Annotated in this window: 26 protein-coding genes; 13 read left to right on the top strand and 13 right to left on the bottom strand. The window is 55.5% G+C overall.

Going from position 1 to position 25,002, the window contains the following annotated elements:
- Positions 1-45: 45 nt before the first annotated feature.
- Positions 46-777: a hypothetical protein gene (locus GSF27_RS10760; RefSeq protein WP_160968841.1), complete on the top strand. Its 732-nt coding sequence runs from the start codon at positions 46-48 to the stop codon at positions 775-777.
- A gap of 462 nt (positions 778-1,239) precedes the next feature.
- Here the strand turns inward: GSF27_RS10760 and rph are convergent, their stop codons facing one another.
- On the bottom strand, positions 1,240-1,959 hold the full coding sequence (gene rph, locus GSF27_RS10755; RefSeq protein ID WP_160968839.1) for a ribonuclease PH: 720 nt from the start codon (positions 1,957-1,959) through the stop codon (positions 1,240-1,242).
- 192 nt (positions 1,960-2,151) lie between these two features.
- Between rph and GSF27_RS10750 the strand changes: the two genes are divergently transcribed.
- On the top strand, positions 2,152-3,018 hold the full coding sequence (locus GSF27_RS10750) for a YicC/YloC family endoribonuclease (RefSeq protein WP_160968837.1): 867 nt from the start codon (positions 2,152-2,154) through the stop codon (positions 3,016-3,018).
- A gap of 123 nt (positions 3,019-3,141) precedes the next feature.
- On the opposite strand, the gene GSF27_RS10745 is transcribed toward GSF27_RS10750, so the two are convergent.
- Positions 3,142-4,065, bottom strand: coding sequence for a LysR family transcriptional regulator (locus GSF27_RS10745; RefSeq protein ID WP_160968835.1), 924 nt, complete (start codon positions 4,063-4,065; stop codon positions 3,142-3,144).
- 145 nt (positions 4,066-4,210) lie between these two features.
- On the opposite strand from GSF27_RS10745, the gene GSF27_RS10740 reads away from it, so the two are divergent.
- Both GSF27_RS10740 and GSF27_RS10735 read left to right on the top strand, forming a co-directional pair.
- Positions 4,211-4,666: a nuclear transport factor 2 family protein gene (locus GSF27_RS10740; RefSeq protein WP_160968833.1), complete on the top strand. Its 456-nt coding sequence runs from the start codon at positions 4,211-4,213 to the stop codon at positions 4,664-4,666.
- Between the two features lie 24 nt (positions 4,667-4,690).
- On the top strand, positions 4,691-5,647 hold the full coding sequence (locus GSF27_RS10735; protein WP_160968831.1) for an LLM class oxidoreductase: 957 nt from the start codon (positions 4,691-4,693) through the stop codon (positions 5,645-5,647).
- Between the two features lie 148 nt (positions 5,648-5,795).
- Here GSF27_RS10735 and GSF27_RS18095 read toward each other — a convergent pair whose 3' ends face one another.
- Positions 5,796-6,251 (bottom strand): DNA mismatch endonuclease Vsr, encoded by a 456-nt coding sequence (locus GSF27_RS18095; RefSeq protein ID WP_160968829.1) that lies wholly within the window; start codon positions 6,249-6,251, stop codon positions 5,796-5,798.
- A 62-nt stretch (positions 6,252-6,313) separates the two neighbouring features.
- Between GSF27_RS18095 and dcm the strand changes: the two genes are divergently transcribed.
- Positions 6,314-7,669 (top strand): DNA (cytosine-5-)-methyltransferase, encoded by a 1,356-nt coding sequence (gene dcm / locus GSF27_RS10725; protein ID WP_160968827.1) that lies wholly within the window; start codon positions 6,314-6,316, stop codon positions 7,667-7,669.
- 1 nt (position 7,670) lies between these two features.
- On the opposite strand, the gene GSF27_RS10720 is transcribed toward dcm, so the two are convergent.
- From GSF27_RS10720 to GSF27_RS10700, 5 genes are read right to left on the bottom strand one after another with little or no spacing between them, the layout of a single operon-like run.
- Positions 7,671-9,077 (bottom strand): MvaI/BcnI family restriction endonuclease, encoded by a 1,407-nt coding sequence (locus GSF27_RS10720; RefSeq protein WP_202410405.1) that lies wholly within the window; start codon positions 9,075-9,077, stop codon positions 7,671-7,673.
- Between the two features lie 33 nt (positions 9,078-9,110).
- Positions 9,111-9,821 (bottom strand): hypothetical protein, encoded by a 711-nt coding sequence (locus GSF27_RS10715; protein ID WP_160968825.1) that lies wholly within the window; start codon positions 9,819-9,821, stop codon positions 9,111-9,113.
- A complete protein-coding gene (locus GSF27_RS10710; protein ID WP_160968823.1) occupies positions 9,818-10,561 on the bottom strand; it encodes a hypothetical protein in 744 nt (247 codons plus the stop codon). The genes GSF27_RS10715 and GSF27_RS10710 overlap by 4 nt, the downstream gene beginning before the upstream one ends.
- A gap of 13 nt (positions 10,562-10,574) precedes the next feature.
- Positions 10,575-12,419 carry a hypothetical protein gene (locus tag GSF27_RS10705; protein ID WP_160968821.1) on the bottom strand — a complete coding sequence of 615 codons (1,845 nt, stop codon included), beginning with the start codon at positions 12,417-12,419 and terminating at the stop codon, positions 10,575-10,577.
- A 29-nt stretch (positions 12,420-12,448) separates the two neighbouring features.
- Positions 12,449-12,676 carry a hypothetical protein gene (locus tag GSF27_RS10700; RefSeq protein WP_160968819.1) on the bottom strand — a complete coding sequence of 76 codons (228 nt, stop codon included), beginning with the start codon at positions 12,674-12,676 and terminating at the stop codon, positions 12,449-12,451.
- Positions 12,677-12,826: 150 nt separating this feature from the next.
- Between GSF27_RS10700 and GSF27_RS10695 the strand changes: the two genes are divergently transcribed.
- From GSF27_RS10695 to GSF27_RS10675, 5 genes are all read left to right on the top strand, one after another.
- Positions 12,827-13,708 (top strand): DMT family transporter, encoded by an 882-nt coding sequence (locus GSF27_RS10695; protein ID WP_202410404.1) that lies wholly within the window; start codon positions 12,827-12,829, stop codon positions 13,706-13,708.
- A gap of 245 nt (positions 13,709-13,953) precedes the next feature.
- The gene (gene gmk / locus GSF27_RS10690; RefSeq protein WP_160968817.1) at positions 13,954-14,571 is read left to right on the top strand and encodes a guanylate kinase; all 618 of its coding nucleotides are present in this window, start codon (positions 13,954-13,956) and stop codon (positions 14,569-14,571) included.
- A 140-nt stretch (positions 14,572-14,711) separates the two neighbouring features.
- Positions 14,712-14,969, top strand: a complete 258-nt coding sequence (gene rpoZ / locus GSF27_RS10685) for a DNA-directed RNA polymerase subunit omega (protein WP_160968815.1) — start codon at positions 14,712-14,714, stop codon at positions 14,967-14,969.
- 75 nt (positions 14,970-15,044) lie between these two features.
- Positions 15,045-17,162 (top strand): bifunctional GTP diphosphokinase/guanosine-3',5'-bis pyrophosphate 3'-pyrophosphohydrolase, encoded by a 2,118-nt coding sequence (gene spoT / locus GSF27_RS10680; RefSeq protein WP_160968813.1) that lies wholly within the window; start codon positions 15,045-15,047, stop codon positions 17,160-17,162.
- 59 nt (positions 17,163-17,221) lie between these two features.
- Entirely contained in the window at positions 17,222-17,605 is a 384-nt protein-coding gene (locus GSF27_RS10675; RefSeq protein ID WP_160968811.1) for a RidA family protein, read from the top strand.
- Between the two features lie 500 nt (positions 17,606-18,105).
- Here the strand turns inward: GSF27_RS10675 and GSF27_RS10670 are convergent, their stop codons facing one another.
- Entirely contained in the window at positions 18,106-18,582 is a 477-nt protein-coding gene (locus GSF27_RS10670; protein ID WP_160968809.1) for a flavin reductase family protein, read from the bottom strand.
- Between the two features lie 249 nt (positions 18,583-18,831).
- Here GSF27_RS10670 and GSF27_RS10665 point away from each other — a divergent pair, with 249 nt between their 5' ends.
- Both GSF27_RS10665 and GSF27_RS10660 read left to right on the top strand, forming a co-directional pair.
- Positions 18,832-19,824, top strand: coding sequence for a PHB depolymerase family esterase (locus GSF27_RS10665; RefSeq protein ID WP_160968807.1), 993 nt, complete (start codon positions 18,832-18,834; stop codon positions 19,822-19,824).
- Positions 19,825-19,868: 44 nt separating this feature from the next.
- On the top strand, positions 19,869-20,594 hold the full coding sequence (locus tag GSF27_RS10660) for an SIMPL domain-containing protein (protein ID WP_160968805.1): 726 nt from the start codon (positions 19,869-19,871) through the stop codon (positions 20,592-20,594).
- Here GSF27_RS10660 and phoR read toward each other — a convergent pair.
- From phoR to GSF27_RS10640, 4 genes are all read right to left on the bottom strand, one after another.
- Entirely contained in the window at positions 20,579-21,916 is a 1,338-nt protein-coding gene (gene phoR, locus GSF27_RS10655; protein ID WP_160968803.1) for a phosphate regulon sensor histidine kinase PhoR, read from the bottom strand. The genes GSF27_RS10660 and phoR overlap by 16 nt on opposite strands.
- Before the next feature lie 56 nt (positions 21,917-21,972).
- The gene (gene phoB, locus GSF27_RS10650; RefSeq protein WP_160968801.1) at positions 21,973-22,680 is read right to left on the bottom strand and encodes a phosphate regulon transcriptional regulator PhoB; all 708 of its coding nucleotides are present in this window, start codon (positions 22,678-22,680) and stop codon (positions 21,973-21,975) included.
- A gap of 73 nt (positions 22,681-22,753) precedes the next feature.
- Entirely contained in the window at positions 22,754-23,584 is an 831-nt protein-coding gene (gene ubiA / locus GSF27_RS10645; RefSeq protein ID WP_160969267.1) for a 4-hydroxybenzoate octaprenyltransferase, read from the bottom strand.
- A 99-nt stretch (positions 23,585-23,683) separates the two neighbouring features.
- On the bottom strand, positions 23,684-24,229 hold the full coding sequence (locus GSF27_RS10640) for a chorismate lyase (RefSeq protein WP_160968799.1): 546 nt from the start codon (positions 24,227-24,229) through the stop codon (positions 23,684-23,686).
- Between the two features lie 169 nt (positions 24,230-24,398).
- Here GSF27_RS10640 and GSF27_RS10635 point away from each other — a divergent pair, with 169 nt between their 5' ends.
- Entirely contained in the window at positions 24,399-24,671 is a 273-nt protein-coding gene (locus GSF27_RS10635; RefSeq protein WP_160968797.1) for an HU family DNA-binding protein, read from the top strand.
- The last annotated feature ends 331 nt before the right edge of the window (positions 24,672-25,002 follow it).

Below are 25,002 nucleotides of genomic sequence, written 5' to 3'. Positions count from 1 at the left end.
ACTGCATTTGTAACCCCTGATGTAACCCCTGACCTCCGGATGATTATGACTACTCCCCGCTTTTCCCTGCTGAACATCACCCGCTTGCTGGCCGCCGCTGCCGCCGCAACCGTCCTCAACGCCGCCGCTGACCAGACCGCCATGGGCGATGACGGCCGCGAAATCCTGCTGAAAGACAATGGCACCTGGGAGTACAAGGAGAAAGATCGTTTCGGCACCAGCGAGTCCGGCTCCCGCGTGCGCCTGAAAGACAATGGCAGCTGGGAGTTTGTGGATAACAAGGTAGCGCCAGTGCCCAAAGCCATCAGCGCGCCAGTCGCTGCGAAAAGCACCTTTGTGGCCAGCAACCTGAACTTTGCGTTGCAGGATGTCACCATCCACTCCAAGAAAAACAAAATCCCCAACAGCAACAACTACCGCGTCGAGAGCAAAACCCAGCTGGACTTCAAGGTAGTGGTATCCGAGGTCAACAAGAGCGACCTGGCAATCAAGCTCAAGGACAAATCACTGTTCCGGGTGAGCGACGATACCGACAAAGAGTACAAGATTCTCTCCATCAAACCGGCCGCCGCCAACCTGAAACCCGGACAGAGCTACGACTTTACCGTCATGGTGGATGCAGCCCCCAAGTACAGCTTTTTCTCGCTGGGTGGGCAAATCAAGGAGATGTACATCGAGATCGACAAATCCGTCTTCGGTACCGGCTCTGACGTCAAAATGACCAAGAGCACCGATGATATTAAAGAGTACGTCAACGGCAAGCTGGAAGAGAAATAAGCAACCGGGGCCTTGCGCCCCGGCAGCGTGACACCCAACAAGACCCCGTCATCGCGAGGAGCGCCCTTCAGCGCCAAAAGAAGGGGCCTTAAGCCACGAAGCAACAGGGTGAATTGCCCAAGGGCAAGAGAGGGTGGCCTGGGCCATCCATCCCCCGTCATTGCGAGGAGTGCAGCGACGAAGCAATCCATGCCTGGCACAGATGCAGGCCCGGAGTGAGCATAGGTTGCCACGCTACGCTCGCAACGACGTGAAGTTTTTACCAGCTCGTCATTGCGAGGAGCGCTTTTCAGCTACGAAGCAATCCATGTTTGGCACTTTTCAGGACTCCCGGCAGACATACCCCCCTCTTGCCACACAATAACAAGAGTGGGCACTCTTGGGTGGGAGGGAATCCACCCACATCACTCCCAAAAAACCCGTCATTCCCGCGAAGGCGGGAATCCATGCCAAGCTCAGGGCTCAGCCTTCCAACACCTGCTTCTGCAGATCGTGCAATTCAGCAATACCCTTCTTCGCCAGCGCCAGCATGGCCGCAAATTCAGCCTCGGAGAAAGGCGCCCCTTCCGCCGTACCCTGAATCTCGATAATACCGCCGTCATCGCCCATAACGATGTTCATATCGGTCTCGGCACTGGAGTCCTCCGGATAGTCCAGGTCCAGCACCGGCTCGCCGTCATAGATACCCACTGATACCGACGCGATCATCCGCTCCAGCGGCTCGCCCTTGAGCATGCCGCGCTCCTTCATGTGCGCCAGCGCATCCGCCAGTGCCACACAGGCACCGGTGATAGACGCCGTGCGGGTGCCGCCGTCGGCCTGGATCACATCGCAGTCGATCTTGATGGTGTTCTCACCCAGGGCCGACATATCAATGGCCGCGCGCAGGGAGCGGCCGATCAGACGCTGGATCTCCACGGTACGACCGCCCTGTTTGCCGGACGACGCTTCCCGCTTCATGCGGGTGCCGGTGGAGCGGGGCAGCATGCCGTACTCTGCGGTCACCCAGCCCAGACCCTCACCACGCATAAACGGCGGCACCCCGGCTTCCACAGAAGCGGTACAGATCACCTTGGTATTACCGAACTCCACCAGTACCGAGCCCTCGGCGTGACAGGTGAAATTGCGGGTGAAGCGTATATCGCGCAGTGAGTCTGGCGCACGGCCGCTGGGTCGTTGCATGGGCAAACCTCAAATGTGGGAACTGTCTCTGACCCCGACAGCGCGGGATCAACGTGGGGCGGCATTATACCCGATGGCCGGGCAGAGTCCGACCGCTGCGGGTCTGTGCTAAGATGCCCGAACCCGCCGGGGGCAGCCAACCGCCCGCCGGGCCCACGATAAAAGCAAGATACAAGTAAAGAGGAGTGTCGTATGCCCTGCAGTATGACCGGCTTCGCCCGGCAGGAAGCCAACTACCCCTGGGGAACCCTGGTCTGGGAAGTCCGCAGCGTGAACCACCGCTATCTGGAGCCGCACCTGCGCCTGCCGGAACTGGTGCGTGAACTGGAGCCCGCCGTGCGCGAAGAGATGCGCAAACAGCTCTCCCGCGGCAAGGTGGAAGCCTCCTTCACCTACCAGCTGAGCGGCGACAGCAGCCAGACCCTCACCGTCAACGAATCCCTGTTGCAGCAGCTGAGCCAGGCACTGCAGCACGTCGACCAGCAACTGCCCAACCCTGCACCGGTGAGCCCACTGGACGTACTGCGTTGGCCCGGCATGATCGGTGAATACAAGATTGATCGCGAAGCGGTACTGGAAGCGGCGCTGGAGCTGTTCAAAAAAGCCCTCGCCGGCCTTATCGACCACCGCGCCCGCGAAGGTGCCGAACTGCAACAGCTGATCGAAACCCGCCTCGACGGCATCAGCGAACAGGTGGTACAGGTGCGCGCCATGCTACCCACCATCCTGCAGAGCCAGCGCCAGCGCCTGCTGGACAAGCTCACCAGCATCAAGGCCGAACTGGACCAGGATCGTCTCGAACAGGAGATGGTCTACCTGGCCCAGAAGAGCGACGTCGACGAAGAGCTTGACCGCCTCGACACCCACGTCACCGAAGTACGCCGCACCCTCAAGCAGAAGGGCGCCGTCGGCCGCCGACTGGACTTCCTGATGCAGGAACTCAACCGCGAAGCCAATACCTTGTCATCTAAGTCGATTGTGTCAGAGACCACGCAGGCAGCGGTGGAGCTGAAGGTGTTGATTGAGCAGATGCGGGAACAGGTGCAGAACATCGAGTAGCCCCTGAACCGGACTACCCATGTCCATGTCTCAGGGCTGCCCACTCCAGGTCAGGGGGCCTTACGGGATCAACAACATATGGTTGTTGCCGCCCACCGGCTCCCATCACGCCGAAGATAATAATCACACCCGATAGATCGAGGTCGCCTGTGCGGCGTCCGCCACCAAGGCGTCGATCAATACCCGCTGCCCGGGCTTAAGGTAGCGCGAGCGGGGCCAGACAGCGTGGATCGGCATCTCCACACCCACATACTCCTCCAGCACCGGCACCAGCGCGCCGGTGGCCAGGTGCTCGTGAATCAGCCAAGTGGGCAGCTGCGACAGCCCCGCCCCGGCGAGGGCCGCCGACACCATCACATCACCATCGCTGAACTCGTGCCTTACGTGGATCAACTGCGCCAGGGTTTCACCCTTGCCGCCCCGCAGCGGCCAACTGGCTAGGCCGGCAGCGCGACTGCCAATCAGGCAATCGTGTTGCATCAGTTCAGCCGGGCTGACCGGTACGCCGTGCGTGGCGAGATAGTCCGGACTGGCGCAAATCACCAGCCGCTGCCGGCCGAGCCGTTTCGCCACCAGGTCTGCCTCGTTGGCCAGCTCCCCGATACGCACAGCCAGATCAATCCCTTCCTCAATCAGGTTCACACGGTGCTCGGTAAAATTGACTGACAGATCCAGCCGCGGATGTTCCCGGGTCAGCTGCAGCAGTATGGGCATCACATGCCGACGCCCGAACGCCGCTGGCAGTTGCAGGTGCAGCCGCCCGGCAATCTGACCACTGCCCATGACAACCGCATCTTCCAACCCCTGAACTTCCCCCATGATGGAGACCCAACCGTCAAAATAGGTCTGCCCCTCCGGTGTCAGGCTCAGCCGCCGAGTGGTGCGATGCAGCAGCTTCGTCCCCAGCCGGGCCTCCAGTCGGGTAACGCTCTTGCCAACCGCAGAACCGGTCAGCCCGAGGCGTTGTCCGGCAGCGGTAAAGGAGCCGGTGCGGACCGTCTCAACAAACTCGGTCACGCCGGCAAACAGGTCAGTGCCTTCGTTCATTATGGAATCACAGGACGGAATGAATGGATTTAATGGCGATATATCATCATTTTGCAAGGCAATAGAATGGCGATCAACCTGATTTGTCACTCACGGCAAACCCGGCAACATTCCCTTTCCTGAACCCGGCCGCAGGAGTTAAACCATGCTTGCCCAGTCCCAAACCGACCGCATTACCGCACTGCTGGATCGCGAGGAGATTCGCTCCCTGCGCCTGCGTTACAGCTCTCTGCTGGACAGCGGCGAGACCAGCTGCATGCACGAAGTCTTTACCTCTGACGCCGAGTTAAAGGTCACGGTTGGCGCCATGCGCGGTTTGGACGAGATCCAGCGCAATCTGGCAGAAGCCTATGCCAGCTTCGACAGCCGCAACCGGCGGCACTTCCCCTTCTTCCACGCGATCTCCAACCACGAGATCACACTTACCGGCCCCGATACGGCAGAAGGCAGCTGCTACCTGCTGGACTTTGTCACAGACCGTGCCGAATCTCAGCACCCATTCCTGTTGGTCGGGCGCTACCTCGACACTTATGTCCGAGTGAACGGCAACTGGCGCATCGCCCGTTCCGAACTTGACGTGCTCTGGCCCGATGAAGGCTGAACCCATTACCGAGAGATACTGCGCATGAACGCTACCCCCCAGACGCCACAAAGCTTTAGCCGCGTCTTTTCGCCCAACCAACTCACCATCGGCCTGATCACGCCGCTGGAGGCCTATCCCAACAGCCCGTTCCCCACACTGCAGGATCACCGACGCATGGCACAGCTGGCAGAGCAGGCCGGCTTCGCCAGCATCTGGTTGCGGGACGTACCTTTCTTCGATCCCAACTTTGGCGATGCAGCACAGATGCTCGACCCGTTCGTCTACGCGGGTTATCTGGCCGCTGCCACCAGCACCATCACTCTCGGTACCACCGGTATCGTCCTGCCGTTGCGCGAACCGATATCGGTGGCCAAACAGGCAGTTTCAGCCGACCATCTCACCGACGGTCGCTTTGTACTCGGCCTCTCCACCGGCGACCGGCCAGTGGAATACCCGGCCTTCAATATTGAGTTTGAAGACCGGGGCGAACGCTATCGCGAGGCAGTGGAGCTGATTCGTACCCTCACCGAGCAGAGCTTTCCCCATCGGGAAACCCAACGCTTCGGCTCCCTGACCGGCAACCTGGACCTGCACCCCAAACCCGTAAACGGCCGACTGCCGCTCATGGCGGTAGGACGCGCACGCCAGCCAATTGAATGGATCGCCCGTAACGTCGATGCCTGGATATGGGCGGTAGACGAAGACAACGCCATCCGGGATATCGTCTCGTCCCTTAAAGCCGCCGCCGGCGACGAGACTCCACCAGCCTACGGCTACTCGACCTTCTTCGATCTGGACCCAAACCCGGACGCGCCCTATCAACGTTTCTATAACGTGGTGCGAATTGGCCGCAAGGCTTTGATTGATCGGCTACACCACCATCGTGAGCTGGGCGTGCAGCACCTTGCGTTGAACCTGAAACCATCACGGCGGTCGGCTGAGGCGGTGATAGATGAGATGGGGGAGTATGTTTTGCCTGCGTTGGTGGGGAGAGCATGAGCAAGCAAGACTTGCTGCCAGGGAGAATTCACGAAACAGAAGAGTCTCTGCACCCAGAAACGATCTTGTCCTAATCACAAAATCAGTACTGGACACCACCCACCATACTGTATATAAATACAGCTATAGTGATTGAATACCTCTTGCTTCATTGTAGGCCACGCAGCTCTATTCTTTGCGTACCGGAAGTCAGCCAGCTGGTAAGCTTCGAGGTTAACTCTTCATCGGACAGCCGATATTTGCCCTTAATGCTGCACTCCCAAACTACGGCGATTCGCCAACCTTGGGCGGCTAAGGCTGCTGAATTTTGAAGGTCCCTTTTTTGATTGGAAGTAAGTTTTTCTTTCCACCACTGAGTCCGTGATGCAGGCCAATGGAAGGCTGCACACTTATGGACATGCCAAAAGCAACCATGAACCATTATCGCGGCTTTGTATCGAGGCAAAACAATATCTGGCTTACCCGGAAGATCTCTGCGATTCAGGCGAAACCTAAACCCCTTTGAGTGTAGCAGGCGTCTTATATGCAACTCAGGTTTGGTGTTCTTGCCCCGAATTGCAGACATATTTCTGCTCCGCACCTCAGGGTTATGAACATCGGCCATGTCGGCTCCCACACGGAATAATTTAGTGATATTATGTCACACAATTGACCTGGAGAACCAAGATGAGTAATGAACAACTGGCGCTGACATCAGAAGGTTTTGCTGAATTGACAGATGCCGAGCTCATCTCGAGACTTCTCGAAATATACGATCAAAAAGCATTGGCTGAGCTCTTGAGCAATATTTCACCAGGAAGCTGGTGCAGAGAAACTGTTAACCGGTGGGCCAAAGGTAAATTTGAGCCACGGCTAAGTTACCGCGAATACACTGCGCTGAACAATCTCCTTCCGGATGAAAAAGTCACCCCTGAAACATGTGAGTTCAAGTTTATTGACCTGTTTGCCGGTATCGGCGGTATCCGCAAAGGGTTTGAAGATCAGAACGGCTTGTGTGTTTTCACAAGCGAGTGGAACAAGTTCGCCACCCGCACATACAAAGCCAACTTCTACTCTCATGGCGACTACCATACGTTCAACGAGGACATCCGGGACGTAACCCTTTCCGAAAATCCTGAGGTAACCGAAGCAGAGGCGTATAAGCACATCCATAACGTCATCCCTGACCATGACGTACTTTTAGCCGGCTTCCCTTGCCAGCCATTCTCAATTGCTGGGGTATCAAAGAAAAATGCACTAGGCAGGGCGCATGGCTTCGAGTGCAACACCCAAGGCACTCTCTTTTTTGATGTTGCACGAATAATTAAAGCCAAAAGGCCAAAGGCCTTTGTACTGGAGAATGTTAAAAACCTGAAAAGCCATGACAAAGGTAAAACCTTTAAAGTAATCATGGAAACCCTGGATGAACTTGGATACTGGGTAGCGGATGCTGATCATGCCGGCCCCCAAGACCCCAAAATTATCGATGCCAAACACTGGGTTCCTCAACACAGAGAGCGAATCGTATTAGTAGGCTTCAGGAAGGACCTGAATATTCACCAAGACTTTACTCTCAAAGACATTAAAAAATATTACCCAAGAAAAAAGCCGACTATTGGTGACATACTCTCTCCCGAAGTGGACGACCGCTATATTCTTACCCCCAAGCTTTGGCAATACTTGCATGACTACGCCATCAAACACAAAGAAAAAGGCAATGGATTTGGATTTGGACTTGTAGGTGCTAACGATACAGCCAGAACACTGTCCGCTCGCTACTATAAAGATGGCTCTGAAATCCTCGTAGACAGGGGCTGGGATTTTAAGAAAGGCTTCAGCAATAAAAGAAATCTGGAAAACAGACCACGACGGCTAACTCCGGAAGAATGCGCTCGCCTGATGGGATTCAGCAAGCCAAAGAAAAATGAATTCAAAATTCCAGTATCAGACACTCAGGCTTACAAGCAATTCGGGAACTCCGTTGTCGTTCCCGTATTCCAGGCTGTAGCAAAACTGATTAAGCCACGACTATTGAAACAATAACTCAGAGTTCAACCTCTTCAACTTGTCGATAGAGGAACTTTGAATCCCGATAAATATTATTGATTCTCCATTGAGACCTTCTTTTATTATTTCTTGGATTATCCGCGTCATATTTCGGCGCGGGGTCCAGAAAAATAACTCCTGAGGCGATCGCCTTAATCATCAGCTCTAAGCTGGTTTTTTTACACCAAAGAACCTTATCTCCAAACCACACTCTTCTTGTAAAGCCAGCCTCAACTTCAGCCTGAATGTGATTGTCGGAAACCCTAGCCGGCACATAAACCGCTTCATTATGTTTAACACCCCAATTATTAAGTAGCCGATTCATCGACCAGCTCGCAGCCACTTCTCCATCATCATCGCAAAGAACAACCTGAAGGTTTTTCATCTGATGACTCAATGGTAACTTTGGGTTATAGAAACCCAGCCGTTCATCGACATCACTTTTGTGCGTACATACTACTTGCAATGTTAAATTGGACTTTTCGCAAACCTGACCCGCCCGATGTAAACCTGAAAGCCTGTACACTTCATTCTTTAAATAGCCATATTTACACATAAATTCGGGAAAGTTTTTTGCATACAATCCACCATCAGGCTCAGGTGTAAACAATGTAAGCTTAGGAGACGTGAAGCATTTCAATTCAATTCCAAAAATATCTCCATCTTTTGAAGCATTAGTCGCTATACCGAGCTCATGCTCAAGCGTATACCCATGAACCTGTGTCCCGGTAAATGGTAACGTTTCGCCACTTGTACTTAGGCGACAACCTTTAATATCTCTGCCCGAAATACGTTTCTGAAGCAACCTCTTCAGTTTTTGCGATGAATCGCTCTTCTTAATTTCATATTTCTTGCATATCTTCGAATTTTCCATATATGGAAGATTGTCGAAGCCCTTATGAAAATCTTCTGATGGTTCTGCCAATATAACGGCTATTGCGGCCCCTTCAGGCGTCGCTCCAATCGCCAGATATCGGTGTTTGTCAGGATATTGTTTTGTGAATGCAACGCTCATACTCTCAGGCATTAATCCGGATTCAGCGCTGAAGCCAGACAATCGCACTTCCGGATACTGCAGATAAAGTATTCCCTTACAGTGTGGCACTTGATGAAGTTCATCATCAACAGAGAGCCAACTATAACTATTGAAAATCGCTTCTGTAATTGAACGACCCTTTATCCGTCCCTTCTTCTTTTTACTGGTACTAGGCTCCCTATTATGAAAAGTCAAATCAAAAATGGAATTCAATAGGCTGGCGTCGTGATGGAAGTAAACTTGATTTTTATCATTGTTATTTTTTACAAGTTTCTTAATTAAAATTCGGTCACAACCATATTTTTCAAGCTTAGCGGAAAGTTCAGATAAAGAACTTACTCCAACATGGTCTAATTTGTTATACATCATTCAACTACTACTAAAATTATTAACTAAACTTATTCAGGCACTTCTGAATCTATCAAACTCACTTGGCAGCAATTTTTCCAGGTCATCTTTAGAAATTGAAAACAGGTCGTAAGTGATTTGTAATTGCTGAAGCCAGTTTACATATCGACTAACGCAACCAGGGCTTTTTCTAGCCGCAGAACCTTTTTTAAACATTCCTGTGGAGTTATCAAAGTACAGAAAACTGGCTAATCTTATTACACCTTCCGAGGTTAGAAACTCCTGCCTTGCCATCATTTGCTCAGTAAGCTCTCCTCTCGTAGATGGGTCCTTGCATAACAAGAACTTTGCGTCTTCCCCATAACGGTCTACTAACTGCCATGTCATGTATAGTGCATGTCGTGGCCTGTGATTGTAATTTTTACTCAATATATAGTTGTACTCTTTGCTAGGGCTTCGAATGTTACCCTTTCCGACCGGGCATAATTGATCAAACCAAAATAACGCCAGCCAACTCCAGAATCCTGGATCACTGACAAATCGTCTCACCTCAACCCCAGATAAGACATTGTTCAAATAGACCCCCATATCATATCGAGAATTGAACTTAATGCTTTCCAAATTAAGGGTTACATCCAATGGGTCAGAGGAACGCTCGTCTTCCAATAGGTAGGAGGGTATGTTTTGTGAGACCCCTGATCGACTTTTTTCGATAAATCCAGAAAACTCACTAACTCCGTAGTCGTTCAGTTTCCTTACCTTCATTCCTCCTCCTTGATAACCGCAACAAGACGATCATTGAGATCAAATTTTTTCGAAAACTCGGATACGATTTCATCAACCCAAATCATGATCTCGGATGGATCTTTTGTTTCAGGCTTAGTTCCGCCAAAATAATTTGCAAACCCTAACCACTTATCTGATGCTTCACTGTCTTCATCGTCGTTCCATAAGAAATACATAAGTATCTGCTTTAAAGCCGCTGGCAATATTAGTGTCTGAAAATAAGGGTCTGACTTCATCTTATCAATTGCGTTTGGTATGTTGTTGTTGAGACATAACTCGGGCATCCCACCAGTTTCAAACTCAACCCGCCAAACAACCTGACCTAACGGTTTTTTCACAACAGCAAGAAGACTATCTCTGCTCTGATCATCGTCAGGATCTTGATCCCCACGGAAAGAGTGCCCACTTGCCAACAGCAGGCCATTGCTACCTGACTCATCAACGATCAAAACTCTGAAAAGGGTAGATCCAGAAAGATCAATTTCACTAAGTGCTCTGTCCTTAGGTGGAGAGATCCTGCCAACGGTTCCGAAATCGTATCTTTGCCGTGTTTCTTTGTAGTATGCCTCTACATAAATTTTTGCTTCATCAGGAAATTCCTTTTCCTTAAGACGGAACTCCACATTAAAAGAAGGAAAGTCTTCCGGGCCATAGAAGCTAAATAACGCTTCATCCTGCTCTATCCGCCGTCTACCAGTATAATTAAAAGTCCTTTGCACTTTACTATCTCCCTCAACTAGTCTTAATTTTCAGATCACGGGTCTCATCAAACCCAAGCGCCTTCAGCTTGAATGGGATCTTACTAATCTCGAAAGTCCAGGTGTTTTCCCGTGCTACTATAATCTTTACCCCCTCAGTTGCTGATAGCGTTATACTCCCGCCTTTCCCGACTTTAAAATCGAGCGGGTTATACTTTTTGAACGCATTACCTTTAACCACTTCATAAGCAACCTCTACAGATAGCTCTTTGGGAAGCTTGGTGTCGGTCAGCCCTTCACCGTTGGAAATAGAAAACCCTCCTGCGATTTGAGAAATCGTATATGCCGGTCTGCTAGGAGGAATTGGTGGAATGGGACTTGGTGGATTGGGTTTTTTTCGCTTCCGTTTATTTTTTTTATCATCTGGCTCTTCGAACCAAAAGAACGATTGCAAAGCATCTTCATCTTTTTCTTCGGTAACTTCCGCCAGCAAGTCGTAAAGATGTTGGACAGATTTTTTAATTACAGTAATTGTAGGCTGGGTATTCCTATAATTTTTTGTCAACTTTTCAGTATTGGTAGTCCATTGAGTATGTGCAGCGTTCTCTGCATCACCCAGCAATGCACATATAGGTTCATGCTCTGCAATCATTGCTCCCAATGCTCTTCTGTCTCTAAACTTAGCTTCACCAGGGAGAGTCAACCCACCTCTGACGTACAAATCAAGGCCTTTAGTTAGTTCCTCAGGTCGTTTTATGTAAACAGAGAAATAGCTATCTTCATCTTCTTTTGGATTTTTTCTTTTAATCTTTACAGGGAGAGAAACACCTACTAGCTTTCCACTGGAAAATCGATCTCTTATATTTTCAAGATCATTAGGATCGAAATCATACTGATCAAGTCGCTTATCATCTAGCCAACTTGGTTTAAGTTTTAGAAGGGAACTTTGCTCTGCAGCATAAACTTCTTCAACAAAATCAAATAGTAAATCTATTTGATGGAAACGATTCGATGCATATTTTTTTGCAAACTCTCGCACATTACTTCCGTCAATGACCATGTCATTAAACTGGAGCACAAGCTGTCCAGTTATAAGTGGATAAAAGTAGTTGCCTATGGCAACGCCAATCATATGATCCACATTAAATTTTTGATTGGGGAAAGGAATAACTACGGAAAGCCCAGGCGACTCATCTCGTCTTAGGGAGAAGTTTTTAACAAACTTACTAACGAAATCTGCGGATTTTATTGGTACAGGTATTCGTCTATACAGATCATCTTCATTCTCCAAATCTGAATAGAAAGCATGGGGTGGGTATTGAACACCATCAACCACTCTTAAATTAAGAACCGTTTGGCCCATCAAGTGGTTTCCCGGATCACCTTCTCTTACAGTCACCCCAAAAAACACGCCCACACGGCTGGTGGTCGAATACACCAATTTACCTAGTCCCCATCTACCCCTACTTTTCCCGGTTTTATGGGATTTCCCATGCCTTCGCCAAAAATCGCTGAAATGATTATTGTCTTTATCTGAAATGCTTCCCGTTAATCCTGAAGTTCCATAATCCTCAATAACTAACGCCTCAGGATGACCAAAATCCAAGTCGTCAACATCAAGATCTGCTGCTTTTGCATGATCGAGCTGTTTATCAAACAACTCCTTAAAGAAATCGGGATCCAGCCCTTCATTTTGACTTATCCATCGGAAAGTGACCTTTACCCGCATAGGGTCATCTACAGCCGCATCGAGACTATTTTGTACCGCCTCTCGTACAATGGTTTCTGCTAAGTCCACTTCATCATTATTAAACTGGTCACGCTGAGTAACCTCGGTTTCGACCTGATCCGCCAATTGGGGTGAAAAATGCCATTTCATAAACTTTTCCCTGTTCTCCGATCCACTAACTACAGCTTGAACACGTCTTCCTCATTTGCGCCTTTACTGTCAAAACGCGCTTTCATTTCATCAAGAGCCTTCTTAAGAGCCCCATATATTTTCTTAACATCTTGGTCTGTGTATGAATAGTTGCTTTTATTAGATAAGTTGCCAATTAACCTTATATCCTTCAAGGTTTTTGCGACACGCTTTTCTGCCAATTCTACGAATTTTTTCCGATCAGCTTCTCTGGCCATTTTCTCTCGTCACCTAAAAGTTTATATACAAACAAAATTATTAACGTATATTTTTCATATATACGCAACAATAATTTGAAAGTTTTTAGAAATTCTACGTTATACTTTTATATAACCTCCTGACATCCAAACCCCCCAAATGAGCGTCCATTGACCAATCACAACACCTCACTCCGCGCCGACCTCCTCCTTCTATTGGTCACCCTGCTAGCCGCCGGCGGCTGGATCTTCTCCCGCGAGGCGGTCGCAAGCATGCCGCCGCTGGTGTTTATGGCACTGCGCTTCACCGCCGGCGGGCTGATCCTGGCGGCCTTCTGTACCGGCGCCCTGCGGCAGCTGACCGGGGTGCAGTGGCGGGCAGCGCTGTTGGTGGGCGTCATTTTTGGGGTGGCGATGATCTTCTGGGTGCTGGGGCTGAAGCTGACCAAACACGTGGGTGTGGGGGCGTTTCTCAGTTGCCTGGGTGTGGTGATGGTGCCGTTTTTGAGTCTGCTGTTTGGCGACCGGCCGGGGCGTTATGTCTATGCGGCACTGCCGTTTGCGGTGGTTGGGCTGGCCTGCCTGTCGCTGGATGGGGAGTTTCACCTGGGCGTGGCGGAGGTGTGCTTTCTGCTGTCGGCGCTGATCCTTGGCTTTATGTTCATTGTCGCCAGCAAGGCGGCTACCCACATCGGGGCCATGCCACTGACTTCTATTCAGCTGCTACTGACCGGGTTGATTACCGGGGCGGCCGCGCTGGGGTTTGAATCCTGGGATCTGCAGCAGCCACCGGCGATCTGGGGCTGGTTTTTGGCCAGCCTGCTGATCGCTACCTGCCTGCGGTTTGTGATTATGACCCATGCCCTGGGGCTGACGCCCCCCAGCCACAGCGCCATTATTATGACGCTGGAGCCGGTGTGGACGGCGATTCTGGCGGTGGTGTGGCTGGGGGAGAGTATGAGCCAGTTGCAGATGCTGGGCTGCGGGTTGATTTTTGCGGCCATGCTGGTGAATCGCTGGCCGGCGTTGAGGCAGTGGTTGCGGCGGGGGTGAGGTGGGTCTGGCTATGGATCCCCGCCTGCGCGGGGATGACGAAACCACCACATGGCAGACGGCAACCGATGACGATGGGTCCCCGCTTTCGCGGGGATGACGAACGAGTAGGGCGTCATGGGTCCTCGTCTACGCGGGGATGACGGGTGTAGGGGGCAGGGCGGATGGCCAAGCAGGGGAAAACTGCTATCATCTCGCTTTCCCTGATGTTCCACCCACCGACCCAGCCCAAAGGCCCCTGATCGATGAGCTCACGCGGTACCCTCTACACGGTGTCTGCCCCCTCCGGCGCCGGCAAGACCAGTCTGGTAAAAGCCCTGATCGACAACACCGACAATGTGCGCGTGTCCGTCTCCCACACCACCCGCGCCATGCGTCCCGGCGAGGAGAATGGGGTCAACTACCACTTTGTGGACCGCGATACCTTCGTCACCATGATTGGTGAGAGTGATTTCCTGGAGCACGCCGAGGTGTTCGGCAACCTCTACGGCACTTCCACCCGCTGGGTGAACGAGACCCTGGACAGTGGCACCGACGTGATCCTGGAGATCGACTGGCAGGGCGCGCAGCAAGTGCGCCGCCTGCTACCGGAAACCATCAGCGTCTTTATTATGCCTCCGTCACGAGAGGAGCTGGCGCGTCGCCTGACCGGTCGCGGCCAGGACGACAGCAGCATCATTGATGCCCGCATGCAGGAAGCCATCAGCGAAATGTCCCACTACGTCGAGGGGCACTATGTTATTATCAACGACAACTTCGATGTGGCGCTGGCGGACTTCCAGTCGATCCTGCGCAGCCAGCGGCTGACGCTGGCTCAGCAGCAGCAGCGACACACGGCACTGCTGGCCTCGCTGTTGTCCTGACTGGTTAATTTGCGTACACTAGCGCCCCTTTTCGGCACCGGTTGGACCGGCCCCGGTGTCCGTTGCAGATCCGGATTCTGAACACTCTGTAGACAAAGGCCCTTGCTGCGGGGCCCTGAAGATTAAGGTACATCACCGCCATGGCACGTATTACTGTAGAAGACTGTCTCGATCACGTAGATAACCGTTTTGAACTGGTGCTGGTCAGCAGCAAGCGCGCCCGCCAGATCGCTGTGGGTGGCAAGTCCCCCATGGTGCCGGAAGAGAACGACAAGCCCACCGTAATCGCCCTGCGCGAGATCGAAGAGGGCTACGTGGATGCCAGCATCCTCACCCAGAAAGAAGAGCACGATGACTTCGAAGAACTGGTGATCGACGACTCTGCCCCAGAGCTGTAAGCAGCGAGGGCTCGAAGATCCCGGGCGCACTGAGCTACCAGCCAGTGCGCCGTCAGCCCCACCCACAGGACGCCGATGCAAACACTTGAGTCCCTGAGCCACCGGCTCTCCTCATACCTCGATCCGCAGCAGATCAACAGCGTCAAGCGCGCCTATTTCTACGCCGAGCAGGCCCACCGCGGGCAGAAACGACGCAGCGGCGAACCCTATGTAACCCATCCTCTCGAAGTGGCCAATATCCTGGCCGGCATGCACATGGATCACCAGAGCCTGATGGCCGCCATGCTGCACGATGTGATCGAGGACACCACCATCTCCCGCGATGCACTGTCGCAGCAGTTCGGCGACTCGGTGGCCGACCTGGTGGACGGCGTAAGCAAGCTGACCCAGTTTGAGTTCGAAAACCAGGCCCAGAAGCAGGCGGAAAACTTCCAGAAGATGGCGCTGGCCATGGCCAAGGATATCCGCGTGATCCTGGTGAAGCTGGCGGACCGGCTGCACAACATGCGCACCCTCGGTGCCCTGAGACCTGACAAGAAGCGTCGCATCGCCAAGGAGACGCTGGAGATCTACGCCCCCATCGCCCAGCGTCTGGGCATGAACAACATTCGTCTGGAACTGGAGAACCGTGGCTTTGCCGCCATGCACCCGCTGCGCAGCGAGCGCCTGCAGGTGGCCCTCAAGGCGGCGCGGGGCAACCGCAAGGAGCTGGTGGAGAAGATCCAGAACGCCATCGAGCTGCGACTGGAACGGGAGGAGATCGACGCGCTGGTGATCGGCCGCGAGAAGCACCTGTTCAGCATCTACAAGAAAATGAAGGCGAAGAAGAAGTCGTTCAAGGAGATCATGGACGTCTACGCCTTTCGCATCATCGTCGACAAGGTGGACACCTGCTACCGGGTGCTCGGTGCCATGCACAACCTCTACAAGCCGGTGGTGAGCGAGTTCAAGGACTACATCGCCATTCCCAAGGCCAACGGCTACCAGTCGCTGCACACCGTACTGGTGGGCATGCACGGCGTGCCCATCGAGGTGCAGATCCGTACCCGCGAGATGGACGAGATGGCCAACTCCGGCATTGCCGCCCACTGGCTCTATAAGTCCGATGGCGGCACTGACATCCCCAGTGGCACCAGCGCCCGGGCGCGGCAGTGGATCCAGGGGCTGCTGGAGATGCAGCAGCGCGCCGGCGACTCCATGGAATTTATCGAGAACGTGAAGATCGACCTGTTCCCGGACGAGGTCTATGTCTTTACGCCCAAGGGCGAGATTGTGGAGCTGCCCACGGGCGCCACCGCCGTCGATTTTGCCTATTACGTACACACCGATGTGGGCAACCACTGCGTGGCCTGCCGCATCAACGATCGCCTGGCGCCGCTGTCGCAGCCACTGCAGAGCGGCCAGAAGGTGCAGATCATCACCTCGCAAGGGGCACAACCCAACCCCAACTGGCTCAACTTCGTCACCTCCGGCCGGGCGCGCAGTGGTATCCGTCACTTCCTCAAGCACCAGCGCCACCACGAGTCCATTGAGCTGGGCAAACGTATGCTCAGCCGTGCGCTGCAGGACCTGAAACTGAATCTGGCGGAGCTGACCGACGCCCAGATTGGTGAGCTTCTGAAAGCCACCAACTGCGCCACCCTCGACCTGCTGCTGGAAGACATCGGCCTCGGCAACCGCATCGCCCATTCGGTGGCGCGACTGCTGGTGCACGAGGAGCAGGACACCCCCGGCAGCGCCAGCATCTACTCGCCGCTCACCATCGACTCCACCGACGGCATGATGATCAACTTCGCCCGCTGCTGCCGGCCGATCCCCGGTGACCCGATCATCGGCCACGTCAGCTCCGGCAAGGGGCTGGTGGTGCACCGCGATACCTGCCGCAATATCGGTGAGCTGCGGGATAACCCGGACAAGATCAGCGCTGTGGCCTGGGCCCCCAACGTCTCCGGCGAATTCCTCGCCGATGTGCGGGTGGAAGTGGAATCCGAGCGCGGCATCATCGCCAGCCTGGCCACCCGCATCGCCGAGCAAGGCGGCAATATCGAGCAGGTAAAAGTGGACGAGCGCGATGCCCACAACTCGGTAATCACCTTCTGCCTCGGTGTGCACAACCGTGTGCACCTGGCCAATATCATGCGCCGCCTGAAAACCCTGTCGGCGGTGATCCGCATTACCCGCAGTAAGAATTAAAAGGTTGGGCGATGGCAGGGCTATCGCCCGGCCAGAAACCAACACAGCAAGGATTTACCATGACCAACAAAGCCATCATCAGCACCGACAACGCGCCTGCCGCCATCGGCACCTACTCCCAGGCCGTAAAGGTTAACAACACCGTTTACCTCTCCGGCCAGATCCCCCTGGACCCGAAAACCATGGAGCTGGTGGAAGGCGACTTCGCCGCCCAGGCGCACCAGATGTTCAAGAACCTCAGCGCCGTGTGTGAGGCCGCCGGTGGCTCCCTGGGGCAGATCGTCAAGCTGAACATCTTTATGGAAGACCTGGGCAACTTCCCGGTGGTGAACGAAGTGATGGCGCAGTACTTCAGCGAGCCCTACCCCGCCCGTGCTGCCGTGGGTGTGAAGCAGCTGCCCAAGGGTGCCATGGTGGAAGCGGACGGGATTCTGGTGATCTGATCGCATTGGCGTTCACTGCCGCAGAACAGATATCCAAAATACTGTCATTCCCGCGCAACCGTTATCCTCGCGCCTACTGTCATCCCCGCGCAACCGTTATCCTCGCGCCTACTGTCATCCCCGCGCAACCGTTATCCTCGCGCCTACTGTCAGCCCCGCGCAGGCGGGGATCCATAAAACCAGATACCGCCCTGGATTCCCGCCTGCGAGGGAATGACGATTGCGAGGGAATGACGATTGCGAGGGAATGACGATTGCGAGGGAATGACGATTGCGAGGGAGTGACGGTTGCGCGGGAATGACTTCCTGGTGCCCATGAACACCCCCGGCATCACCAATGGATTCCCGCCTACACGGGAATGACGACTGCCAGGTGCAGGGCCGCAACTCAAACAACATTACATTCCCGTCTGCGGATGCATCGGGGTCAACAGTAAAAAGGGCTCTATAGAGCCCCTTTTAGTTTCCGGCACAAACCGTCTGTCGGCCTCAATGGGTACTTACTGCTGCGCCAGCGCACCGTACTTGCCGCCAAAGAAGAGCAGGGGATCGTTGGCGTTCAGCTGCTGTGCCACCACTTCACCCACCAGGATCTCGTGATCGCCGCCGGGGTATCGCGCCCACACCTTGCACTCAAAGCTGACCAGGGCGTCGTTGAGCAGGGCGTTGCCGCGCTCGCTTACCGTGAATTGCCCCTCTTTGAGGTCGTGCTCATTACGGGTGGCGTACTGGTTGGAGAGCGCCTGCTGGTCTTCTGCCAGCACGTTGATCACAAAGCTGTCGCTGTTGCTGAAAGCTTCCCGGCACTCGGAGTTGTTCTGGATACTCCACAGCACCAGTGGCGGCTCCAGCGATACGGAGGCAAAGGAGTTTACGGTCATGCCAATGGGTGTGCCATCCGGGGCGGTTACGGTGACCACGCACACACCGGTGGCAAACTGGCCCAGCGCATCGCGGAATTCGCGGGTATCGATCATGCTATCAACCAAACGTCAGTAAATGGTGTCCTGGAGAATTACCCGTGTCGGCAGGCATTTGCCCCCGTCGTGCCGGGTAAAAACGGCCTATAGTACCAGTTAATGGGCCGCTGCCCACGCCCGGGGCCGGAAATAACATTGCTTTGCACAAGACGCTGCTGACAACTTGGGGCGCTGCCGGGCCATGGGTTACAGTAGCCGGCGCCATTCCGGTCCGGGAGTGGCCCATAACGATAATCAAGGAACATTATGCGCAAATGGTTGCTGCTGGCCGCCGTCCTGGTGGTCGTCACTCTCGCCTCACTCCACTACCGCTTCGCCTATACCTACGCCCGCACCGAGGCACCGGCCAGCGGGCAGTTACTGCAACAATCGCTGACCAGCTCGGGTATCACGCGGCAGTTCACCTGGTATCTGCCGGCGAAGCCCGCAGCCAAACCGGCACTGCTGTTTGCCCTGCACGGCTCCATGGGGAACCCGGAACATATCCGCCTGCAGAGCGGCTACGGCTTTGAACGACTGGCCGAACAGAAGGGCTTTCTGGTGGTCTATCCCCAGGGTTTCGACAACCACTGGAACGACTGCCGCAAGAGCGCCGATTACCAGGCCAATGTGCAGAACATCGACGACCCGCAATTTTTCCGCGATATGGTGGACTGGTTCAGCCAGCACTACGGTATCGACCGCCAGCGGGTATTTGTCACCGGCCACTCCAATGGCGGCCACATGACCTACCGGCTGGCACTGGAAACGCCGGACCTGGTGCGCGCCGTGGCCCCTATTGCGGCCAATATGCCCATAGCGGACAACAACGACTGCGTCGCCAACGCCGGTCCAGCGGTGTCGATGGCGATCCTTAACGGCACCGACGATGGTATCAATCCCTATGAGGGCGGGCTGGTAGAGATTATGGGCAACGCCTCCCGCGGCACGGTGATGAGTGCCGACGCCACCGCCGCCTGGTGGCGCCAGCGGGACGGTATTGCGGAGCAGCCGGTGATCACCACGCACCTGGACAAGGTGGCGGACGACGGCACCAGCGTGGACATCAGCCGCTGGGGTAATGGCACCGATGAGATACGCCTCTATCGCATCAACGGCGGTGGCCACACCATTCCCACCCCCCATGTGCGCATGGGTAAACTGATGGGTAACAACTCTTACGAGCTGGAGATTGCCAGCGAGTTATGGGATTTCTTCAGCAGCCTGCCACCGCGACCAGACGCAGAACCCGATCGGTAGGTCCGCAGCGGACAGCGCCAAATCAGCAACAGGGAGAGGAGACTATGGAAAAACGGAAGAGAGAGCAGGACAGCGCCTTCGTGCTGGGCCTGTTTATATTCCTGGGTCTGGCAGCGCTCGGCTATCTGCTGGGGAACGCCGCCGTCAACTACCGGCAGTTCGAACGCACCGTAACGGTCAAGGGGCTGGCGGAGCGGGAGCTGCCGGCGGACATTGTTATCTGGCCGCTGCAGTTCAGCGTTGCCAGCAATGACCTCACGGCGCTGTACGACGATATCGAGCAGAACACCCGCAAGATTCGCGACTTCCTGATCCAGAGCGGCATCGGTGCCGAGGAGATCTCCTTTGCCGCACCGGTGATCACCGACAAGTCGGCCCAGCAGTACGGCGACAGCGGTCGCGCCGAATTCCGCTACACCGCCCTGCAGACGGTGACGGTCTACTCCGCCAACATCGCCGCGGTACGCTCGGTCATGTCCTCACTGTCACAGCTGGGCAAGCAGGGCATTGCCCTCACCGGCAATGACTATGGCAGCCAGACCGAGTACCTGTTTACCCACCTGAACGACATCAAGCCGGAAATGATCGAAGAGGCCACCCGCAATGCGCGGGTGGTGGCGGAGAAGTTTGCCTCGGATTCCCAGAGCCAGCTGGGCAAGATCAAGCGCGCCTCCCAGGGGCAGTTCAGCATCAGCCAGCGGGACCGCAACAACCCGCACATCAAGAAGATCCGGGTGGTGTCGACGGTGGAGTATTACCTCTCCGACTGAATGGCGCGGCTTTTGTACGCCAACGGCGCGTCAGCAGCCACCACCCGCTGGATGGGGAAGATACAGGTAAAGGTACTGCCCTTGCCGGGATAGCTCTCGATATCCAGTTTGGCGCCGTGGCGCAGCAGGGCGTGTTTGACGATGGCCAGTCCCAGGCCGGTACCACCGGTGCCACTGTGACGGCTGTTGTCGACCCGGTAGAAACGTTCGGTCAGGCGTGGCAGGTGCACCGGATCGATACCGGCGCCCTCATCCCGTACCGCCACATTCACCCCCAGTGAACTCTGGCTCACATTGATGTGAATGGCGGTGTGGTCACCGGAGTATTTCACCGCATTCAGTACCAGGTTGGAAAAGACGCTCTGCAGCTCCTTGTCACTGCCCAGCAGCTGCAGGTCGTCGGGGCAGGTGAGTGAAATCTGGTGGCCGCGCTCACCGGAGAACACTTCGGCGTCGCTTTTGACCTGCAGCAGCAGGGGCTTGAGCATGACCGGCTTGTGGGCGGTCTTGCTGTCGTCGGTCTCCAGCTTGGAGAGCACAATCAAATCGCTCAGCAGGCTGCTCATGCGCTTGCCCTGCGCCTCCACCTGATCCAGTGCCTTGCGCCACTTCTCCGGCACGTCCGGTGCCATGGACAGGGTCTCCACATAACCGAGAATCACCGTCAGCGGCGTGCGTAGCTCGTGGGAGACATTGGCGACGAAGTCTTTGCGCATCTGCTCCAGCTTGTGCACCCGGGTGACATCGCGCACCAGCACCAGGTGTTCACCCAGACCAAAATTGGTGACCTGATACTGCAGGCGTACAGCCTCGGAGTGTGGGGAGGGGAGATCCAGTGGCAGTTCGAAGTTCTTGCGCTCCAGGTACTGCACGAAGGCCGGGTGACGGATGAAGTTGACCAGCGGGTGGCCCTGGTCCTGGGAGCGCAGCTGCAGCAGCTGCACGGCAGAGCCGTTGAACCAGTCGATATTGCCGTAGCGGTCCAGCAGGATGATGCCCTCGCGCAGGGCGGCGGTGGTCTCCTGACCGCGGCGCACCACCTGTTTGAGGCGATCTTTCTCCCGCTGCTGACGCTTCTGCAGGCGGTGGATGTTGTCGAACACATCGCCCCAGATACCGCTTGCGTCCGGCGGGTTCTGGTCGCGGGAGCTCTGCAGCCACACGTCCAGCCGGTGGATCTGCCACATCATCCACGCCATATAGAGGGCGCCGCCGATGATCAGGGTCCAGGTGAGGTAACCGTTAAGCAGCCCCACTACCACGCACAGCAGGGTAAAGGTGACCACGCGCCGCAGCTCGGCGCTAAAGCCTCGGTTCAACATGACGTCCTGTTTCCGGTTGGATATTACAGCGCTGCCGGAAGGGCGGCGGGAGGCACTCAGTCGGTCCTTTCAACCACCTTGGTGGAGAAGCGGTACCCGGCGCCACGCACAGTCTGAACAAAGCGGTCGTGCTCATCAAGCTGTAATGCCTTGCGCAGGCGACGGATGTGCACATCCACGGTCCGCTCCTCTACGTAGACGTTGCCACCCCAGACGTGATCCAGCAGCTGGCTGCGGCTGTAGACCCGCTCCTGGTGAGTGAGGAAGAACTCCAGCAGGCGGTATTCGGTGGGACCCATCTGCACCGGCTGGTCATTGATGGTGACCCGGTGACTGACCGGATCGAGGGTCAATCCCTCGACCGTGATAGGGCCGGAGTCCACCAGGGTATCGGTTCGCCGCAGCACCGCCTTCAGGCGTGCCACCAGCTCGCGGGGAGAGAAAGGCTTGGTGATGTAGTCGTCGGCACCCACTTCCAGCCCCTGCACCTTGTTATCCTCCTCGCCCTTGGCGGTGAGCATAATGATGGGGGTCTGGGAGGTGACCTCGTCGCGCTTCAGCCGGCGGGCCAGCTCGATGCCGCTGGTGCCGGGCATCATCCAGTCCAGCAGCACCAGGTCGGGCTTGCGATCGATGATCAGGCTGTGGGCGGTTTGGGCGTCCGATGCTTCCAGACAGTCGTACTCCGCCATCTCCAGTGCCACCCGCAGCATGTCGCGGATGGAGGATTCGTCATCAACTATCAGTATGGTTTTCTGGGCCATGGTCACATCTTCGCCGCTATTTTCATGCGCACATTAAATAACGATTATGTGAAGGTTTTGTGACATTTCCAGTTCAGACCAGGTAATCCAGCAATATTCCTGCAAATATCGCCAGACCGACCCAGTTGTTGTTCAAAAATGCCTTGAAACAGGGGTCGCGCTGACGCTCACGGATCAGGTATTGCTGGTAGGCAAACAGCAGCGCCGCCACCAGCAGTCCCAGGTAGAAAAAGCCCCCCAGCTCGTAGCGCTGGCCCACCAGCAGCAGCGCCAGGATCACCATGACCTGCAGGCTGCCGGTAATCACCCGGTCCATATCGGCAAACAATACCGCCGTGGATTTGATGCCGATCTTGAGGTCATCGTCGCGATCCACCATGGCATAGAAGGTGTCGTAAACCACAGTCCAGGTCACGGCGGCCACATACAGCAGCCAGGCTTGCGCGGGTACCTCGCCGGTCTGGGCAGCGAAGGCCATGGGGATACTCCAGGAGAAAGCGGCCCCCAGCACCAGTTGTGGCAGGTGGGTGTAGCGCTTCATAAACGGGTAGAACGAGGCCAGTACCAGTGCTCCCAGTGACAGCAACACAGTCAGGTGGTTGGTGAACAGCACCAGCACAAAACTGACCAGGCAGAGGCCGATAAACAGTGCCCAGGCTTCCCGGACCGACACATGGCCAGCGGTAAGGGGGCGGTGGGCAGTGCGCTTCACGTGCCGGTCGAAGTTGCGATCGGCAAAGTCATTGATGACACAGCCGGCGGCACGCATGCAGAACACCCCCAGCACAAAGATCACCAGCACCCCGATATCGGGAATCCCCTCAGCCGCCAGCCACAGTGCCCACAGGGTCGGCCACAGCAGCAGCAGGGCACCGATGGGACGGTCAAAGCGCGTCAGCCGCATATAGTGGGGCAGGCGTTCTTTCACGATTGGCCAGATGTCATGGCGAGTCACTGGGGTCTCCCGGGTTGAGCTGGATGGGTTGGACAAACGGCAGGCAGTTTACCTGAGAGTGGCGACAAACTCTGGTAAAAACACCTCAGCCACCAACACCGGTTTGTGATAAGCGCGAAATACCGAGCGCCTGCCCCACAGAACGGGCGACTCCCCCCCGGGGGTATTGAAACGGGCCACCTGCAACGGCCCGCGCTCCAAGCCCGGCTGGCGGAACAGCCAGCCACCCAGGGGCTGGTTATCCAGTTTGCTGAGACAGCGCATGGGGCCCTGCAGTGAGCGCCAGGGCAGGATGCTGCGCGCCCACACCCAGGGCTGGCCGTGCCCCCGCAGGATCACCTCGCGGATCAGTACCCGCGCCCGCGGATCGATACCCAGCGCCCGCGCTTCATCGGCCTGCGCCCGGCCCCAGCGCAGGCTGCACAGCTGCACATCAAAGGCTCCACCGCTCCAGGCCACCAGCCGCGCTGTCAACGAGCCGGGGTGCTGCAGCCAGGAGGCGAGCGGGCCGGTGTGATTCAGGTGCAGGGTGCGGGCACTGCACCAGCGAGCCTGTCCGGCAGCGAGATCAACGGGGATTGACGTGGTGGGCATGGCGAATAGCGGTCGTCCGGTGGGTGTATTGCGGTTGTCTGTAACGGAAATTGCAGTCGCCTGCTGGCCTCACCACCAGCGGCAAACCCGCAAGGGGGCTTTACCGCTGTAAAGGCAATTGGTTTAATGCGGGACGATAATAACAAAAACACGTTGAAAGGACGTTACTATGCATAAAAGCGATCTCATTGACGCGGTAGCCGATACTGCGGATCTCACCAAGGAAAAGGCCGGCGAAGTGGTCTCTGCCATCTTCGACCAAATCACCTCCGCCCTGGGCAACAATGACAGCGTTAACCTGGTGGGCTTTGGCTCCTTTACCCAGCGCCACCGCTCTGCCCGCACCGGCCGCAGCCCGAAAACCGGTGAAACCATCCAGATTGCCGCCAGCACCTCGGTAGCCTTCAAGCCCGGCAAGGCGCTGAAGGATGCGGTAAACTGATCCGCCACTGATACGGATCGGATAAAAAGACGAAAGCTCCGGCTTTCGTTTTTTTTTTGCCATCAGAAAAGGGAGTGGCCCCGACTCCGACAGGTGGCCGGTAATGTGCCGGACATGGGTCGCCGCGCTGCGCTCGCGACGACGGGTGGGGGTTTTGTCCCGTGACAAGTCGTCATGGCGAGGAGGAGCATTACCCCCTCACTAACCCGTCATTGCGAGGAGCGCCGCGCCAAAAGCAGGGGCCTTAAGCCACGAAGCAATCCATCTGTGGCACACCTCAAGCCGGATTTACCCATATCTGCCGTGGGTCCGGTCCCGACAGGTCACCAGC

It is taken from the genome of Pseudomaricurvus sp. HS19 (assembly GCF_009857815.1).
GTDB lineage: Bacteria > Pseudomonadota > Gammaproteobacteria > Pseudomonadales > Cellvibrionaceae > Pseudomaricurvus.
This window is presented reverse-complemented; position numbering and strand designations above follow the sequence as displayed.